Origin of the sequence: Paraburkholderia monticola, assembly GCF_001580545.1 — a bacterium.
In the GTDB taxonomy this organism is placed as follows: Bacteria; Pseudomonadota; Gammaproteobacteria; order Burkholderiales; family Burkholderiaceae; genus Paraburkholderia; species Paraburkholderia monticola.
This window is the reverse complement of record NZ_LRBG01000037.1, coordinates 141903-158796: the sequence shown is the minus strand read 5'-3', so window position 1 is coordinate 158796 and position 16894 is coordinate 141903. Positions and strand designations below refer to the sequence as shown.

The following is a 16894-nucleotide window of genomic DNA, read 5'->3' as shown; positions in this document are numbered from 1 at the left end:
CACATTGTTAGAGTAAGGCGAGGCCTTGCTGTCACGCGTCAATCGGACGGCGCCGGGCTTTAAGTGCACCGAGCACGTCGCCGTGCCCCACGCGACGCATGTCGTCCTGTCGAAATAGAATATCCCGCGCGGGATGCCGCGTTCGATGTGACCACGGCCTACTCACGGTCGGCGCCTGCCGGTGCTTCGCGATTGGCGCAGATCGATATCCGGCCACGAACGGATGCTTCCAGGACGGCCCTTCCCAGCACAAAATCGCCGGGGCAACGGGGCGCGCGCCCATTACCTAGACGGCATATCGGATGATGCTCTGATCTTGAACGTTTGCGACCAACTCGTCGGCACGAGATAAAAGCCGAAGGAGCAATGGAGTCGTATTTGCGTTGTTGTATCCCAGGACGAGATCAATTGTCGGAGGCACGTCGTCAAGCGCCCGGGCAACAACATTCGGTGTCAGCATATTTTGCGCATACAGGGGGATAAGCGTAACGCCACCCGTGGACGTGACGAGTGACATTGCCGACGGCAGATTCTCGCCTTCATACTCCGCCCTGAGCGTGATCCCGACTTTCGATGCGTAATCCTCAATCACGGATTTCAATACCGGAGACGTCCTCGCTGAACTGACGTAAATTTCGCGAGCAAGATCCTGCGGCCGAATCTTTTTGCGTGACGTCAGGCGATGATCCGCCGGCAGCACGGCGATCAGAGGCTCCTTTGCCAGGAACTTGAAGGACAGGCCAGAGGTTTGCGTCTCCGGGCGAAGAAAGGCAACGTCCAGTTTCCCTCGCATCAGCCCGAGAGCAAGTTCTGGGGAGGACTGACTGCACAGCGTTATTTCGGCCTCGGGCGCCTCCTCCCGCAGGATGCGCAGCGCATGGGGTAGCCACACAACTTCCTGCCCGGCAAGGAAACCCATGGACAAGACAGGCTTTTCCGGCTGTTCCGCCCGCCGCGCGCCGTCAGTAGCCGCTTCAACTTGCAACAGCGCCAGGCGCGCGTGATCAAGGAAAACTCTCCCAGCGGCGGTGAGCGCCACGCCACGTGCCTGGCGCTCCAGCAACTTCACACCGACTTCGGATTCCAGGTCGCGAATCTGCCGGCTCAACGACGGCTGCGACGTGTGCAGTCTCCGCTGAGCGGCCGTCAATAGGCTGCCTTCCTCCGCAACGGCAACGAAATATCGCAAATGTCGAAGTTCCATTGGATCTCCGATATGCCTTGAAGGCATAGGTAAAGTCTTACAAAGCCTTTGTCCTCAGGAAAAGGGACGCCTATCTTTGCAGTAGCTTCCGTCTATGCATCGACGTAAGCACCGCAGTCAAACCGGTCGAATCCTGGAAGGAGAGGGCAATGTCTATAGATTCCAAGCTTAGCATCGTGTTCTGCCACGGCATTCCATCGCAGCGTTGTCGGAGTGCGCTCCGCTCGCACGTTTTCAGATGCGCACTGTGAAATAAGACTGCGAAAGAAACCGCTGGCAGCATTCTCGATGCCTCGCGGAGCGCCAACACATCGATCAATCTCTTATAGGAGGTACCAGCGATGCCTACGATCACCACTCCGGACGGCGTAAAGATCTTCTACAAGGACTGGGGGTCCGGTCAGCCGATCGTCTTCAGCCATGGCTGGCCCCTGTCGGCCGACGACTGGGACGCCCAGATGATGTTTTTCCTTCACCACGGCTACCGGGTGATCGCCCATGACCGGCGTGGGCACGGTCGGTCCGAGCAAGTCGGCACCGGCAACGACATGGACCACTGGGTCGCCGACCTCGCTGCACTGACCGAACACCTGGGCGTCCGCGACGCGATCCACATCGGGCACTCCACCGGCGGCGGCGAGGTGGCCCGCTACGTCGCGCGCCACCAGGAGCGGGTCGCCAAGGCAGTGCTGGTGGCCTCGTTGACGCCGAACATGGTGAAAACCGACGCGAACCCTGGAGGTCAGCCGCGGGAGTGGTTCGACGCGGTTAAGTCAGGCGTGCTTGGCAACCGCTCGGAGTTTTACCGGGCAGTCCCGGAGGGGCCGTTCTATGGATTCAACCGCCCGGGCGCCAAGCCGTCTGAGGCGGTGATCGCGAACTGGTGGCGCCAGGGCATGGCCGGCAGCGCCCAGGCCCACTACGAGACCGTATTCTCCTGGCTGGAGGACTACACCGAAGATCTGAAGAAGATCACTGTGCCGGTACTGGTCATGCATGGCGAAGACGACCAGATCGTCCCGTTCGCCAGTTCGGTGCCCCGCGCGGTCGAGCTGCTCGCGAACGGTGTGTTGAAGACATACTCTGGCTTTCCGCACGGCATGCTGACTACCCACGCGGAGGTCCTCAACCCCGACCTTCTGGAGTTCATCAAATCCTGACGGGACGCCACCCCGAACCAGAACCAGGCAATTCGAGTGGCGCGCTCCACGGGTGCGCCACTTGACCTACGTGTCCGCTTAGCGTCGATCGCCGCTCTTCGTCCCGGGAATGGCGGCCCGCGACCAGATGTGACGGTGACCGTCGGGTCGCGTCTCGACTAATACCTCCCCTCGGTCTTCACCCGTCCGTCGAAACAGTGGTGGTCTCCCACGCACCGATTTCAACGTTCAACGCCGCCAATTTGTCTCGCACGAGCCCGAGTGCGTCGCTGCCGAGCAAAAGATGCGCGGGCGGATGATCTGCTGCAATGGCGGCCAGCATTGCGCGCGCCGCTTTCCTCGGGTCTCCCGGTTGCTTGCCGCTTTTCTCCTCGCGGGCCTGGCGGATCGGGTTGAAGATATCGTCGTAATCGGCAATCGAGCGGGGCGTTCGCGTCATCGAGCGGCCCGCCCAGTCGGTGCGAAACGAGCCCGGCGCCACGGCTGTCACGGCAATACCGAACGGCTTGACCTCTTTGCCCAGCGCTTCGGAGATGCCCTCCAGCGCAAACTTGCTTCCGCAGTAGTAAGCGATTCCAGGCATCGTGATGTAGCCGCCCATCGACGTGATATTCAGAATGTGGCCACGGCGGCGCGCGCGCATGAATGGCAGCACGGCCTTCATCATGGCGACCGCGCCAAATACATTCACCTCGAATTGTTGGCGCATTTCCGACAACGGCGATTCTTCCATGATGCCCTCATGGCCGTAGCCGGCATTGTTGACCAGCACATCAATGGGTCCGACGCCAGCCTCGATTTCCGCCACGACGCCGTCGATCGCGTCGAAGTCGGTCACGTCGAGCACACGCCCCCAAGCGGCATTCGCGCACAGAGACTCGAAATCGCGCTTTGCCTCGGCACTTCTCACCGTACCGACGACTTTGTGGCCTACCGCCAGCGCTTCCTGGGCGAGCGCGCGGCCAAAGCCGCTGCTGACCCCGGTGATGAGCAGAGTTTTACTGGATGCCATTGAAGCTTCTCCCGGATGTCGATCGAAGAGTGCATACTAATCTGACCATCAAGGCAAACTAAGCCCAGTTCCGATAATTTTCTTGCATAAAACTATGAGCACGATACGTGTTCCGGGGCGGCGTCCGGACCTGTCCTCCCGAAGTCAGAAACGCATGGTTGCCCTGCTGCGTGCGTTGGCGCCCGACGAGGGCTACAACCTCACGGCACTGCCGAGCGTCCGCATCTTGCGTTCGAACCGCGCACTGTCGCGCACGCCCGTTCTGTACGACCCAGGTATCGTGATCGTCTGCCAGGGACGCAAGCGAGGCTATTTCGGCGAGCAGCTCTATCTGTACGATGAGCGTCACTACCTGGCTGTGTCCGTGCCTGTGCCGTTCAGCATGGAGACCGACGCGACCGAGGAGCGCCCGCTGCTCGCGCTGTATCTGCACCTCGATTTCACACTGGCCGCGGAGCTTGCGGAGCAGATCGACCGCGCAGGTGCAGCGGAGCACGCGCAGGCACCTCAAAGCATGATGTCGACGCCGATGGACGACGCGATGCAGACGTCCGTGTTGCGCTTGCTCGAGGCGATGCTTCGGCCACTCGAAGCCGCCGTGTTGGGCGCCGGGCTGCTGCGCGAACTGTATTTCCGGGTACTCACCGGCGCCCAGGGCAGCTCGATGCGCGAGGCGTTGGCGATGCGAGGACAGTTCGGCCGGATAGGTCGATCACTGCGCCTGATCCATGCGAGCTATGCGCAGCCCCTCGGCGTCAGCCAACTGGCCGACGAAGCGGGTATGAGCGTCCCGAGCTTCCACAGCCACTTCAAGGCAATTACGCAGGTGTCGCCCATGCAGTACGTGAAGTCGACGCGGCTGCACCAGGCTCGCCTGTTGATGGTGCGTCAGGACTTGACCGCCGAGGCGGCGGGACACGCAGTGGGTTACACGAGCCCCTCCCAGTTCAGCAGGGAGTTCAAGCGTCTGTTTGGCTTGACGCCCGCTGCGGAGGCGAAGCGTATGCGTGAGAGCTTCGCGATCCCCCCAGGCTTCGCCGATACGGTCTATGTCTCGTCGCACTGAGATTCATAAGCCGGCGTCGGCGCATGTCGGCAGTCTTTGTCGGAGCGAACAGCATTTCGACGATTCCCGGTTATTCTTCAAGGAACCGCAGGGCTCCATCCAATTCTTCCGCTTTTCACTGCGAAGTTCACGATACCCAAAGGAGGAAGCATGAACGAAAACGGTGCGCGCAGAATAATCGGCGCGATGTTGGCCGCGGCCATCGGGAGTTGCGTCATCTATGCGAACGCGCAAACAGGTGTGAGCGCAGCGGCTTACGGGGCTCCGCAAATGTTGGCGGTTTCGACGTCGGCGCCTGGAAGCCGGCCGGATACCTCGGTGGTTCGAGACGTTCGTCGCGCCCTCAGACGCGTACCGGACATGGACGATTCAGGGATTCACATCAGAGTGAGCCACGGCGTCGTCACGCTCACAGGAGAGGTTCCGGAGACCTGGCAGATCTCGCGCGCTGGCAACGCGGCAAGATCGGTGCTCGGCGTCAGGGGGGTGACGAACAGATTGACGGTGCGAGAGGGAGACGGCGAGCATTGAGCGACGTCTCGCGGCGTCGGTCAGATCGCCGCGGAGACGTGCCGCCCCCCACGCGCAAGCCTAGCTTGCGCGCGACCCCTCTCCATCGGCGCGGCTGTAGAGCGGCGCGGTCTTCCCACCGGCAATGCTGTTACCAATCGCCTCCAGGTCGAGCGAAGGGTCTTTCGCGAGCAACACATAGGCGAGCCGATTCGCGCGCCACGTGACCGTCTTCATCTGTCCAACCTGGCTCGAGCGCACCGGCGCGTCGTGCTCGTTTTCCTCGATCACGCACAGAGCGACCGGATCGCCGCGCTCCGGCAGATACACCATCTGGATCAGCGGGTGGTCGTGGTAATTCAGGCGCTGCACACGCTTGAACTTCAGGCCCACCTGACGCAGATCGGGAACATCGATCGGCATGCCGTCGCGCTGATGGATATCGGCCATCACCTGTTCGGTGCTGGCCTGATCTTCCCTGAGATTGGCGACCGTGTCGCGTCCGTAGAGCACCTGATAGTCCGCCACGCTCTGCACCCACGGGTCGGTACCCGACCTCAACGGATTGATGCCGCCGAAATAACCGGTGAGCACGCCCGAGCAGATCGCACCGGCGACGAAGGCCGCCACCGCCCATTGCATCGAAATACGCCGGCCGCCGCGCGGTGCGCTGCGCTCCTGCGGCGTGCTGACGCTCACGAGCTCTTCGATGCGGCGCGTGAGGCTTTCCGGCACGGGCGGTACTGTCTGCCGGTCATACGCGGCACGATACGGCAGGACCGACGCCTGCAGCGCCGCGGCCCGCGCCGCCAGTTCGTCCGAGTGCGCGATCGCCGCCTCGATTTCCGCGCGCTGCTCCGGCGAAAGCTCGCCGTCCACATAGGCCATCAGCAGCGAATCATCGATATTCATAAGGATTCTCCTTTTCTTGTCCCCGCAGGCGCCTGCACGCTAAATTTCTGACCGATCGTCAGCCGCGCGCGCGACAGCCGGCTCATCACCGTGCCGATCGGCACATCGAGCACTTCCGCCGCTTCCCGATAGCTCAGGCCTTCGATCGCCACCAGCACCATCACGACGCGCTGCGCTTCGGGCAACGCCTCGACGGCGTCGATCACCTGCCGATGCAGCAGATCCAGCTCCGGATTGTGCGCCGCGGGATCGGCAAACGATTCGATTTCCTCGTCCTGCCAATCCATGCTGCCGCGGTTGCGAATCGAGCGAGCGCGCAGTTCGTTCATCCACGTCGAATGCACGATCGAGAAGAGCCAGCTGAGCGCCGAGGTGCCCGGCTGAAGCTGATTTCGCCGCTCCAGCGCCCGCACGCACGCCCGTTGCACGAGATCCTCCGCGTCGTGCGGATTCTGCGTCAATCGCAGCGCGAACCGCCATAGCCGCGGCAGTAACGTCGGCAGGACGGTCGTCAGGTCGTCGTCGTTCATCGGGGCAGCTCCTGGAATGGGCGCGCTCATGATTGACAACACTCCAGACGGGGATCTATTCCACGAATTTTTCGAATTTTTTTGCGGAATAAGCCGCCGAGGGCGGCTGTTTTCGGGTCACGGATCGCGCAACGACGCGCACTTGAACCAACGAATAGGAGACAGATCATGGAGGCCCTCCTCGACCGCGCCCGGCAGGCAGGCATGGCGGTGATGCTGGACGCGTGCATCGGACGCGAACGTTTTCATAGCATAACCGGCTCGGCGCTCACACTCGAACGATTTGCGCAGCTTTGCGAAGCACCGGCGGTGAATCGCGACACGCTCGCGAGCTGGGCGGCACTCTGCGAACGCGGCGACATGCCGGCCGTGGCGGCGGCGATCAAGCGGGCGCTCGGCGAACGAGCCAGCACATGATACCGGGCTGATGCGTGACGACGAAATACGCATCGAAGCAGCATGGAAGTTTAGTCGAACGAAGTAACGCGGGTAATCGACGGAAAGCTCGCACACCACGCGTCGCAATCCAACGCGACGCAAATTGACCAGTGCCGCAAGGCGCGCATTTTTTTGGAGACTGACATGGCCGTAGATATGTTTCTCAAGCTGGGCGACATCAAGGGTGAATCACAGGCGGCGGGTCACACCGACGAGATCGACGTGCTGAGCTGGTCGTGGGGATGCTCGCAGACCGGCACGACGCACAGCGGCACGGGCGGTGGCACCGGGACCGCATCGGTGCAGGACCTCACGATCAGCAAGTACGTCGACAAGAGTTCGCCCACGATCGTGCAGTCGTGCTGTCAGGGCGTGCACATGCCGGAGGCCGTGCTCACGCTACGCAAGGCCGGCGGCAACGAGCCGGTCGAGTATCTGAAGATCACGCTCAAGGAGGTGCTCATTAGCCGCCACTCGGTGGGCTCCGGCGGCGCGGATCAGGTTGCCGAGAACATCACGCTGAACTTCGCGCAATTCAACATGGAGTATCAGCCGCAGGACAACAACGGGGCCAAGAAGGGCGGCGTCGTGACCGGCAAATGGAATATCCCGAAGAACACGGCGAGTTGAGTCGTGACCCGAGGCCCGGCGCCAGCCCCAGCGCCGGCCCGGGCTCCGGCTCGCGTTCATCGCCGCCGCCGCGGTCTTAGTCGGCCTTCCTTTCAATGTTCGTCGTGGACACCGCCATGAACCTCGCAGATGTCGCAGTCTGGCTTACCGCCCTCGCGCCGGAATCTCCGTGCGGTGCGGACGAAGAGTACAGCCCTGAGTTTCGGGCGCTGGAACAGGCGGTCGCCGGTAAGCCCGACGCGGAGTATGGCGGCACGTTCATCGCCGCGACGCCGCCCGACTGGGCACTCGCGCGCTCGCTATCGATGACCCTGCTCGAACGCACGCGTGATTTGCGCGTGGCGGTGCTGTACGCGCGTTCGAGCATGGTGCGTGAGGGCTTCGCGGGCCTCGCGTGCGGCCTCGCGCTGATCGAAGGTCTGCTCGAACAGCACTGGAGCGCCGTGCATCCCCAACTGGATGCCAGCGACGGCGACGATCCAACAGCGCGGGTCAACGCGTTGTCGGAGCTCGTCGACGGCGCGGGCCTGGTGGGCGAACTGCGCGACGTGCCTTTCGTCGTGCCGCGTGGGCAGCGCGGTTTTGCGCTGCGCGATCTCGACGTGCTGGGGGGGGAGGCGCCGCTTCGCGAAGGCGACGAGATGCCGACGCTCGCGGCGATCGATGCGGCGTTCGCGCAAGCCGGCATAGAAGAAGGACGAGCGATGTGCGAGGCGCTCACGTCGGCGCGGGCCTCGCTCGCGAAGATCGAGAACACGCTGACCGGGCGCGTGGGGCCGGCGCGCGCACTCGATTTCGGACCGCTCGCGAGGCTACTCGGACGCATCGGGGAGTTCGTGGCGGCGCGCATCGCGGTGCTCGATCCGGACACGGGGGGAAGGGGAAGTGCGATGGAGACCAGCAGCAGTGAAGAGGGCGCGGGTTCCGGAGCGGCGACGCAGCGCGCCGCCGCGGCGGGACCCGCCAAGCCCCAGGGCATCGCGAGCGCGCGTGACGTGAGCGACGCGCTCGACGCGATCTGTGCCTACTACGCCGAGTGTGAACCATCGAGCCCGGTGCCGGTGCTGTTGCAGCGCGCCCGGAGGCTGGTCGGCAAGAGCTTCATGGAAATCATCGAGGACGTCGCGCCGGACGGCGCGCATCAATTCAGGCATCTGGGCGGGGTCGTCTGACCGGACTCAGGCAAAACGCAAAGGAGTGGACATCGTGGCAAAGGAAAGCAGTCAGAAATTCATCGCGCGCAATCGTGCGCCGCGCGTGCAGATCGAGTACGACGTCGAAGTCTACGGCTCGGAGAAGAAGGTCAATCTGCCCTTCGTGATGGGCGTGCTGGCGGATCTGTCGGGACAGCCCGCCGAGCCGCTCGCGCCCGCCGCCGAACGGAAGTTTCTCGAGATCGACGTGGACAACTTCGACGAGCGTCTGAAGTCGATGAAGCCGCGCGTCGCGGTGCAGGTGGCGAACACACTGACGGGCGACGGCAACGTCGCAGTCGATCTGACCTTCGAGAGCATGGACGACTTCACGCCCGCCGCGATCGCCCGCAAGGTCGAGCCGCTGCGGCAACTGCTGGAAGCGCGCACTCAACTGGCCAACCTGCTGACTTACATGGACGGCAAAACCGGCGCCGAAGCGCTGATCGCGCGTCTGCTGGAAGAGCCCACGTTGATGGAAGCACTCGCCGCGCAGCCGCGCGCCGACGCGCCATCCGACGATACGTCCAACCCCGCCCCCACTACCGGAGCATGACGCGATGAACGATTTCAGCATCCAGCAACAGACGAGCGAGTCTGTGATCGAAGCGGCGCCCGAACTCGACGATTTCTCCGCGCTGCTGCAAAAGGAATTCAAGCCGAAGTCCGAGCATGCTCGCGACGCGGTCGCGAACGCGGTGCGCACGCTCGCCGAGCAGGCGTTGCGTGACACTGGCGTGATTTCCGGCGATGTCCTCGCGACCATCGAGGCGCTGATCGCGCAGATCGACCAGGCGCTCACCGGGCAGATCAACCTGATCCTGCACAGCGAGTCGTTCCAGCAGGTCGAGAGCGCATGGCGCGGCCTGCATTACCTCGTGAACAACACGGAAACCGACGAGTCGCTGAAGATCCGCGTGCTGAACATCTCCAAGGCGGAACTGCACAAGACGCTGAAGAAGTACCGCGGCGTCGCGTGGGACCAGAGCCCGCTCTTCAAGAAGCTCTACGAGGAAGAGTACGGCCAGTTCGGTGGCGAGCCCTACGGCGCGCTGGTCGCGGATTACTACTTCGATCACAGCGGCCCCGATGTCGATCTGCTGACGCAGATCGCGAAGATCGCGGCGGCCGCGCACGCGCCGTTCATCGCGGGCGCGGACCCGGCTGCGCTCCTGATGGAATCCTGGCAGGAACTCGCGAATCCGCGCGACCTGACCAAGATCTTTCAGACTCCCGAGCATGCCGCGTGGCGCTCGCTGCGTGAATCGGAAGATTCGCGCTACGTTGGCCTCGCGATGCCGCGCTTTCTCGCGCGCGCCCCCTACGGCGCGAAGACCGACCCGGTCGAGGCGTTCGATTTCGAGGAAGACACCGCGGGCGCGAACAGCAGCAAGTACGCGTGGGCGAACGCATCGTATGCGATGGCGGCGAACATCACGCGCTCGTTCAAGATGTCCGGCTGGTGCTCGCGCATCCGCGGCGTCGAATCGGGCGGCGCGGTCGAGGGGCTGCCGGTGCACGCGTTCCCGACCGACGACGGCGGCGTCGACATGAAGTGCCCGACCGAAATCGCCATCAGCGACCGGCGCGAGGCCGAGCTCGCCAAGAACGGTTTCATGCCGCTCGTGCACAAGAAAAACTCGGACTTCGCGGCATTCATCGGCGCGCAGTCGCTGCACAAGCCGGCCGAATACGAGGACCCGGACGCCACCGCCAACGCGAATCTCGCGGCGCGGCTGCCGTATCTGTTCGCGTGCTGCCGCTTCGCGCACTACCTGAAGTGCATCGTGCGCGACAAGCTCGGCTCGTTCAAGGAGCGCGACGACATGGAGCGCTGGCTGCAGAACTGGATTCTCCAGTACGTCGACGGCGACCCCACCCACTCTTCCGACGACACCAAGGCGCGCAAGCCGCTCGCCGACGCGCAGGTCGTCGTGGAGGAAGCGCAGGGCAATCCGGGCTACTACACGTCGAAGTTCTTCCTGCGCCCGCACTACCAGCTCGAAGGTCTGACGGTGTCGCTGCGGCTCGTGTCGAAGCTGCCGACCGCCAAGACCGCCTGAGCCTGATCGTGCCCACCGCGCGCCCACCGCGCGCCCACTGATCCTGTTGGAGAGCCGCTCATGTACGAACCTTCCGCCCGGGACCGCCTGCAGCCGTCGTTGCTGGACCGCCTGACCGATCTCGAACCGCACGCGCGTCATGAATCCCGCGAGCGTCGCGTGATCTCGGCGCGCGCGCTGCGCGCCAGCGTGCAGCGCGACATCGGCTGGCTGCTGAACGCGAGCGCTCGCGGCGCGGGTACCGACGGAGCGGAGTTGCCGCATGTCGCGACGTCGGTGCTGAACTACGGTCTGCCGGACCTCGCCGGGCGTGAGGTCGCTGCGCTCGCGGCGGGTACGCTGGAACGCCTGATTCGCGACGCTTTGTGGGCCTTCGAGCCGCGGCTCGCGCGCGAATCGGTGCGCGTGACGGCGATCGACGATGCGAAGGGCGCCAAGGGCATGAAGGGTATGAAGCGTGCGGGCGGCGGCCACGTGATCCGCTTCGAGATCGAGGCCGACATGTGGTCGCAGCCGTATCCCGAGCGACTGTTCCTGCGCACGGAACTGGATCTCGAAGCGGGCGAGGCGCGCGTGTTCGACGCATCGAGCCTGCGCGCCGCATCGGCCGGGGAGCAGCAGGCATGAACCCCGAGTTCCTCAAGTACTACAGCCAGGAGCTCCAGCACGTTCGCGAGATGGGCGGCGAATTCGCCGCCGCGTTTCCGAAGATCGCCGGGCGGCTCGCGCTGGACGGCGTCGAATGCGCGGACCCGTATGTCGAACGCTTGCTGGAGGGCTTCAGCTTTCTCGCCGCGCGTGTGCGGATGAAACTCGAAGCCGAGTTCCCGCGCTTCACGCAGCATCTGCTGGAACTGGCGTATCCGCACTATCTGGCGCCGACGCCGTCGATGGCGGTCGTCCAGCTTCAGGCGGATCACGCGAACCCGCAGCTCGCCGCAAGCGCTGACGGGATCGTCGTGCCGCGCCATACGGCGCTGCGCAGCATGCTCGACAAGTCCGGCTCGACGCGCTGCGAATATCGCACCGCGCATGCGTTGACGCTTTGGCCCGTCGAGATCGCGCACGCCAGGTTCTTCACGCATGCGGGTTCGCTGAACGCGGCTTCGCCGGCGTTGCCCGCGGGCGTCAAGGCCGGATTGCGTCTGCGGCTGCGCGCGACCGGCTCGCTCGGCTTCGACCGTCTCTCGCTCGATCGTCTCCCGCTCTATCTGCGCGGCCCCGACGGCCTGCCGGCACGGCTGCACGAGCGGCTGCTCGCGCATTGCGTCGGCGTTGCGGTGATGCAGCCGAGCAACGGCGCGAACGCGGCGGTCACGCTCGGCCTGTTGCCGAAGAGCGCATTGCAGCCGCTCGGCTTCGCCGAGGACGAGGCGCTTTTGCCGGTCGGCCAGCAATCGTTCGACGGCTATCGGCTGCTGCAGGAGTATTTCGCCTTCGCGCCGCGTTTCATGTTCGTCGAACTGGCCGGATTGCGCGGCGCGCTGCGTCATTGCCGCGGCCAGGAAGCGGAGCTCGTGATCCTGCTCGATCAGGCGGACGCGTCGCTCGAACGGGGCGTCGATGCAGCGAATTTCGCGCTCGACTGCACGCCCGCGATCAACCTGTTTCGCCGCCGTACCGACCGCGTCGCGCTTGCGGAAACGGAGTTCGAGCATCACATCGTCGTCGATCGCACGCGGCCGATGGATTACGAAATCCATCAGATCGACGAAGTCACCGGCTACGGCTCGGGCGCGGCCGCGCAGAAGCAATATCGCCCGTTCCACTGCGCGAAGGACCTCGACATGCCGGGCGAGGGAGGCGCGTTCTATCAGTTGCGCCGTGAGGCGCGCCGCGCATCGGCGCGTCAGCAGCAGAACGGCGCACGCAGCAGCTACCTCGGCAGCGAAGCCTTCATCTCGCTGGTCGATGCGGCGAGTGAGCCAGCGGGCGGCGAAGTGCGTCAGCTCGGCATCAGCGCGTGGTGCACGAACCGCGACCTGCCGCTGTCGATTCCGCTCGGTGCGGGCTCGACCGACTTTACGCTCGATGCCGAAGCGCCCGTCACCGCCGTGCGCTGCGTCGCGGGTCCGAGCCGGCCGCTGCCGTCGTTCGCCGAAGGGCCGGCTGCATGGCGGCTGCTCGATCATCTTTCGCTGAACTACGCGTCGCTCGTCGATGCGAACGAGCAGGAGGGCGCCCGCGCGCTGCGCGAACTGCTCACGCTGTACTGCCCGGCCGATGACGCGGCCGCGCACCGCCAGGTGGAGGGACTGCGCTCGGTGTCGTGCGCGCCCGTCGTGCGGCGCTTGCCTTCGCCGGGGCCGATCGTCTACGGGCGCGGCCTCGCGATCACGCTGCGCTTCGACGACGCCGCGTTCGAGGGCGCGAGCGCATTCCTGCTCGGCGCGGTGCTCGCGCGGTTCTTCGCGCAGTACGTGTCGATCAATTCGTTCACCGAGACTCACGTCGCGACGCTCGCGCGTGGTCCGATCATGCAATGGCCTGCGAGGACCGGACGATGCGCGACGCTTTGACCCTCGACGGCGTGCTCGCGCGCGACGCGCGTCGCTTCGACTTCTTTCAGGCGCTGCGGCTGATCGAGCGGGCGCATGCCGAGCGTCCGCGCCTCGGCCGCTCGCTCGCCGCGCGCGACGACGCCGTACGCCTGTCGCAAGACACGGAGCTGATCTTCCATCCGACCACGCTCGGCGACTACGTGCCGGGCGAGGACGGACAGCCCGGCCGTCTCGCGGTGAATTTTCTTGGCCTGCTCGGACCGAACGGCCCGCTGCCGACCCACCTGACCGCCTATGTGCGCGATCGCGCCCGCAACGCGAACGATCCGACACTCGCGCGCTTTCTCGACGTGTTCCATCACCGGATGCTGTCGCTGTTCTATCGCGCGTGGGCCGACGCCCAGCCGGTCGTGAGCGCCGAGCGTCCGCACGACGACCGGTTCGCGGATTACGTCGGCAGCCTGTTCGGTCTGGGCGCACCCGGGCTCGCCGGGCGCGACGCCGTGCCGGATTCGGCCAAGCGTCACTTCGCGGGCGTGCTCGCCGCGCCGACGCGCCACGCTGACGGACTGCGGCTGATTCTCGCGCGCTTCTTCGGTGTGAACGTGTCGATCGAGCCGTGGCGCGGCCATTGGATCGCGCTGCCGGAGGACGCCCGCACGCGTCTCGGCGGCGCGCGGCTCGGTGTATCGACCGTCGTCGGCACGCGGGTGTGGGACTGCCAGCACAAGTTCCGCATTGCGATCGGACCGCTGGGCTACACCGACTTCGTACGCTTCCTGCCCGGTGGGCAGAGCCTCACAAAGCTCAGGGACTGGGTTCGCAACTACGTGCGCGATCCGCTCGACTGGGACGTGACGCTGCATCTGAAGCGCGACGAGGTGCCCGCGCTGCGCCTGCAAGGGACGGCCACGAACGCGGCCCCAAACGCAGTCCCAAACGCGGCCCCAAACGGCTCACGCCTCGGCTGGAACAGCTGGCTCACGAGCGGCGTGCCGGTTCATGACAACCATCGGGTCGTGATCGCCGCGCAGGCGGGAGCGAGCCATCGCAAGGAGAGTTCACATGACTGAGATCAGTCGCACGGCGTTGTTCGGCAAGCTCGATTCGCTTGCCTATCGCGCGATCGAAAACGGCGCCGCGTTCTGCAAGCTGCGCGGCAATCCCTATGTCGAGCTGGCGCACTGGATGCATCAGATCCTGCTCGCGGCCGATTCGGATGTGCGGCGTCTCGTGCGTCATTTCGAGCTGGACGAGACCGCGCTCGAACGCGATCTGACCGCCGCGCTCGATCGCCTGCCACGCGGCGCGACCTCGGTTTCCGACATCTCCGCGCAAGTCGACGAAGCTGTCGAGCGCGGCTGGGTCTTCGGTTCGCTGATGTTCAATGCAGCGAAGGTGCGTACCGGACATCTGGTGATCGGCATGTTGCGCACGCCGAACCTGCGCAATGCGCTTTACGCGCTGTCGCGTCAGTTCGAGAAGATCAGCTTCGATGCACTGTCCGGCCGTTTCGACGCGCTGCTTGAAGGCTCACCTGAAGCGCATGCCGCCAGCGCCGACGAGTCGGCGGCGCCCGGGGTTGCGCCGTCCGGTCAGCAGGACGCGCTGAGCCGCTACACGGTCGATCTCACCGCCGAGGCGCGCGAGGGTAAGTTGGATCCCATCGTCGGACGCGACGTGGAGATTCGCCAGGTCATCGACATTCTGATGCGCCGGCGCCAGAACAACCCGATCCTCACGGGCGAGGCCGGCGTCGGCAAGACGGCGGTGGTGGAAGGTTTCGCGCAGCGGGTCGTCGCGGGCGAGGTGCCTCCCGCCTTGCGCGACGCCGTCGTGCGCACGCTCGACGTCGGTCTGCTGCAGGCGGGCGCGAGCGTCAAAGGCGAGTTCGAAAGCCGGCTGAAGCAGGTGATCGAGCAGGTGCAGGCGTCGGCAAAGCCGGTGATTCTTTTCATCGACGAAGCGCATACGCTGGTCGGCGCGGGCGGCGCGGCCGGCACCGGCGATGCCGCCAACCTGCTCAAGCCCGCGCTCGCACGCGGCACGCTGCGCACCATCGCCGCGACGACGTGGGTCGAATACAAGAAGCACATCGAGAAGGATCCGGCGCTCACGCGGCGCTTCCAGGTGGTCAAGGTGCCGGAGCCTTCGGAGGCAGTCGCGATCGCGATGATGCGCGGCCTCGTGGGCAAGATGGAGCAGCATCACGGCGTGCAGGTGCTCGACGAAGCGCTGGAGGCCGCCGTGAAGCTCTCGCATCGCTTCATCCCGGCGCGCCAGTTACCCGACAAGGCGGTGAGCCTGCTCGACACGGCCTGTGCACGCGTCGCGGTCAGCCAGCAGGCGCTGCCGCCCGCCATCGACGATGCGAAGCGCCGCATCGAGACGTGGCAGACCGAAAGCGAGATCGTGACGCGTGAAGCGGCGCTCGGCATCGACACGCAGGAACGCGCCGCCGATGTCGCGGCGCGCCTCGATGCCGAGCGCGCGCGGCTCGCGGATCTCACCGCGCGCTGGGAAACGGAGCGCGCGCTGGTCGTGCGCATCCTCGCCGCGCGACGCGCCATCGAGGCGGGCGGCGAGGGCGAGACGCTTTCGCAATTGCAGGCGTTGAGCGCGGAGCTCGCGGAACGTCAGGGCGAAGCGCCGCTGATCTTGCCGAGCGTGGATGCGCATGCGGTCGCGTCGGTGGTGCAGGACTGGACCGGCATTCCGGTCGGCCGCATGGTCCGCGACGAAGCCGCGAGCGTGCTCGATCTGGCGGTGACGCTGAATCACCGCATCGTCGGGCAGCGTCACGCGATGGAGATGATCGCGCGCCGCGTGCAGACCGCGCGCGCGGGGCTCGACGACCCCTGCAAGCCGGTCGGTGTGTTCATGCTGGCGGGCACCTCGGGTGTCGGCAAGACCGAAACGGCGCTCGCGCTTGCCGAGGCGCTGTATGGCGGCGAAGACAACGTCGTCACCGTGAACATGAGCGAGTACCAGGAGGCGCACACGGTGTCGCTGCTCAAGGGCGCGCCGCCGGGATACGTCGGCTATGGCGAAGGCGGCGTGCTCACCGAGGCGGTGCGGCGTCGCCCCTACAGCGTGGTGCTGCTCGACGAATTCGAGAAGGCCCACCCGGACGTGCACAAGCTGTTCTTTCAGGTCTTCGACAAGGGCCGCATGGAAGACGGCGAAGGCCGCGAGATCGATTTCAGCAACACGCTGATCCTGCTCACGACCAACGTTGGTACCGAACTGATCACGCATCTGTGCGGCGGCGGGCGTGAGACGCCGTCGCCGGAAGAGATCGCGCGAGCACTGCGCACGCCGCTTCTCGACGCGTTTCCTCCCGCGTTGCTCGGACGCGTCGCGGTGATCCCGTACTACCCCCTCGACGACGCGATGCTCGATGCGGTGATCCGCCTGCAACTCGCGCGCATCAGTCGGCGCGTCGCGCAGCAGTATCGCGTGAGCTTCACCTACGACGACGCGGTGGTCGGCCAGATCGCGCGACGCTGCACGGAACTCGCGAGCGGTGGCCGAATGATCGACGCGATTCTCACCAACACGCTGCTGCCGCGCGTGAGCAAGGAATTCCTCGGCCGTCTGGTCGAGGGCCGCACGGTCGGGAAAGTCGATGTCGGCGTCTGCGACGGCGACTTCACCTATGCCTTCGACTGATCT

The 16894-nt window shown here is 65.2% G+C and carries 16 protein-coding genes; 12 read left to right on the top strand and 4 right to left on the bottom strand.

Going from position 1 to position 16894, the window contains the following annotated elements; genetic code table 11:
- Nucleotides 1–286 precede the first annotated feature (286 nt).
- The gene (locus CI15_RS24720; RefSeq protein ID WP_062132566.1) at nucleotides 287–1204 is read right to left on the bottom strand and encodes a LysR family transcriptional regulator; all 918 of its coding nucleotides are present in this window, start codon (nucleotides 1202–1204) and stop codon (nucleotides 287–289) included.
- Between the two features lie 341 nt (nucleotides 1205–1545).
- On the opposite strand from CI15_RS24720, the gene CI15_RS24715 reads away from it, so the two are divergent.
- The gene (locus tag CI15_RS24715; protein ID WP_062132562.1) at nucleotides 1546–2364 is read left to right on the top strand and encodes an alpha/beta fold hydrolase; all 819 of its coding nucleotides are present in this window, start codon (nucleotides 1546–1548) and stop codon (nucleotides 2362–2364) included.
- Between the two features lie 178 nt (nucleotides 2365–2542).
- Here the strand turns inward: CI15_RS24715 and CI15_RS24710 are convergent, their stop codons facing one another.
- Nucleotides 2543–3376 carry an oxidoreductase gene (locus CI15_RS24710; protein ID WP_062132559.1) on the bottom strand — a complete coding sequence of 278 codons (834 nt, stop codon included), beginning with the start codon at nucleotides 3374–3376 and terminating at the stop codon, nucleotides 2543–2545.
- Nucleotides 3377–3470: 94 nt separating this feature from the next.
- On the opposite strand from CI15_RS24710, the gene CI15_RS24705 reads away from it, so the two are divergent.
- Both CI15_RS24705 and CI15_RS24700 read left to right on the top strand, forming a co-directional pair.
- Nucleotides 3471–4442, top strand: coding sequence for an AraC family transcriptional regulator (locus CI15_RS24705; RefSeq protein ID WP_062132556.1), 972 nt, complete (start codon nucleotides 3471–3473; stop codon nucleotides 4440–4442).
- A gap of 150 nt (nucleotides 4443–4592) precedes the next feature.
- Nucleotides 4593–4973 carry a BON domain-containing protein gene (locus CI15_RS24700; protein ID WP_062132553.1) on the top strand — a complete coding sequence of 127 codons (381 nt, stop codon included), beginning with the start codon at nucleotides 4593–4595 and terminating at the stop codon, nucleotides 4971–4973.
- A 60-nt stretch (nucleotides 4974–5033) separates the two neighbouring features.
- Here the strand turns inward: CI15_RS24700 and CI15_RS24695 are convergent, their stop codons facing one another.
- A complete protein-coding gene (locus CI15_RS24695) occupies nucleotides 5034–5864 on the bottom strand; it encodes an anti-sigma factor family protein (protein ID WP_062132550.1) in 831 nt (276 codons plus the stop codon).
- Entirely contained in the window at nucleotides 5861–6394 is a 534-nt protein-coding gene (locus CI15_RS24690; RefSeq protein WP_062132547.1) for an RNA polymerase sigma factor, read from the bottom strand. The genes CI15_RS24695 and CI15_RS24690 overlap by 4 nt, the downstream gene beginning before the upstream one ends.
- Nucleotides 6395–6562: 168 nt before the next feature.
- Here CI15_RS24690 and CI15_RS37185 point away from each other — a divergent pair, with 168 nt between their 5' ends.
- The 9 genes from CI15_RS37185 (at nucleotide 6563) to tssH (ending at nucleotide 16891) form a co-directional block, all read left to right on the top strand.
- Entirely contained in the window at nucleotides 6563–6811 is a 249-nt protein-coding gene (locus CI15_RS37185; RefSeq protein ID WP_153041187.1) for a hypothetical protein, read from the top strand.
- Between the two features lie 165 nt (nucleotides 6812–6976).
- Nucleotides 6977–7462 (top strand): Hcp family type VI secretion system effector, encoded by a 486-nt coding sequence (locus tag CI15_RS24680; protein WP_062132541.1) that lies wholly within the window; start codon nucleotides 6977–6979, stop codon nucleotides 7460–7462.
- 116 nt (nucleotides 7463–7578) lie between these two features.
- Nucleotides 7579–8634 (top strand): type VI secretion system protein TssA, encoded by a 1056-nt coding sequence (gene tssA, locus CI15_RS24675; protein WP_063910581.1) that lies wholly within the window; start codon nucleotides 7579–7581, stop codon nucleotides 8632–8634.
- A 34-nt stretch (nucleotides 8635–8668) separates the two neighbouring features.
- Entirely contained in the window at nucleotides 8669–9211 is a 543-nt protein-coding gene (gene tssB, locus CI15_RS24670; protein WP_062134119.1) for a type VI secretion system contractile sheath small subunit, read from the top strand.
- Nucleotides 9212–9215: 4 nt separating this feature from the next.
- Complete coding sequence (gene tssC, locus CI15_RS24665; protein WP_062132535.1) at nucleotides 9216–10718, top strand: type VI secretion system contractile sheath large subunit; 1503 nt, start codon at nucleotides 9216–9218, stop codon at nucleotides 10716–10718.
- Between the two features lie 60 nt (nucleotides 10719–10778).
- The gene (gene tssE / locus CI15_RS24660) at nucleotides 10779–11345 is read left to right on the top strand and encodes a type VI secretion system baseplate subunit TssE (RefSeq protein ID WP_062132531.1); all 567 of its coding nucleotides are present in this window, start codon (nucleotides 10779–10781) and stop codon (nucleotides 11343–11345) included.
- Complete coding sequence (gene tssF / locus CI15_RS24655) at nucleotides 11342–13237, top strand: type VI secretion system baseplate subunit TssF (protein WP_062132528.1); 1896 nt, start codon at nucleotides 11342–11344, stop codon at nucleotides 13235–13237. The genes tssE and tssF overlap by 4 nt, the downstream gene beginning before the upstream one ends.
- A complete protein-coding gene (gene tssG, locus CI15_RS24650; protein WP_062132525.1) occupies nucleotides 13222–14292 on the top strand; it encodes a type VI secretion system baseplate subunit TssG in 1071 nt (356 codons plus the stop codon). The genes tssF and tssG overlap by 16 nt, the downstream gene beginning before the upstream one ends.
- Nucleotides 14285–16891, top strand: coding sequence for a type VI secretion system ATPase TssH (tssH, locus tag CI15_RS24645; protein WP_062132522.1), 2607 nt, complete (start codon nucleotides 14285–14287; stop codon nucleotides 16889–16891). The genes tssG and tssH overlap by 8 nt, the downstream gene beginning before the upstream one ends.
- Nucleotides 16892–16894 lie beyond the last annotated feature (3 nt).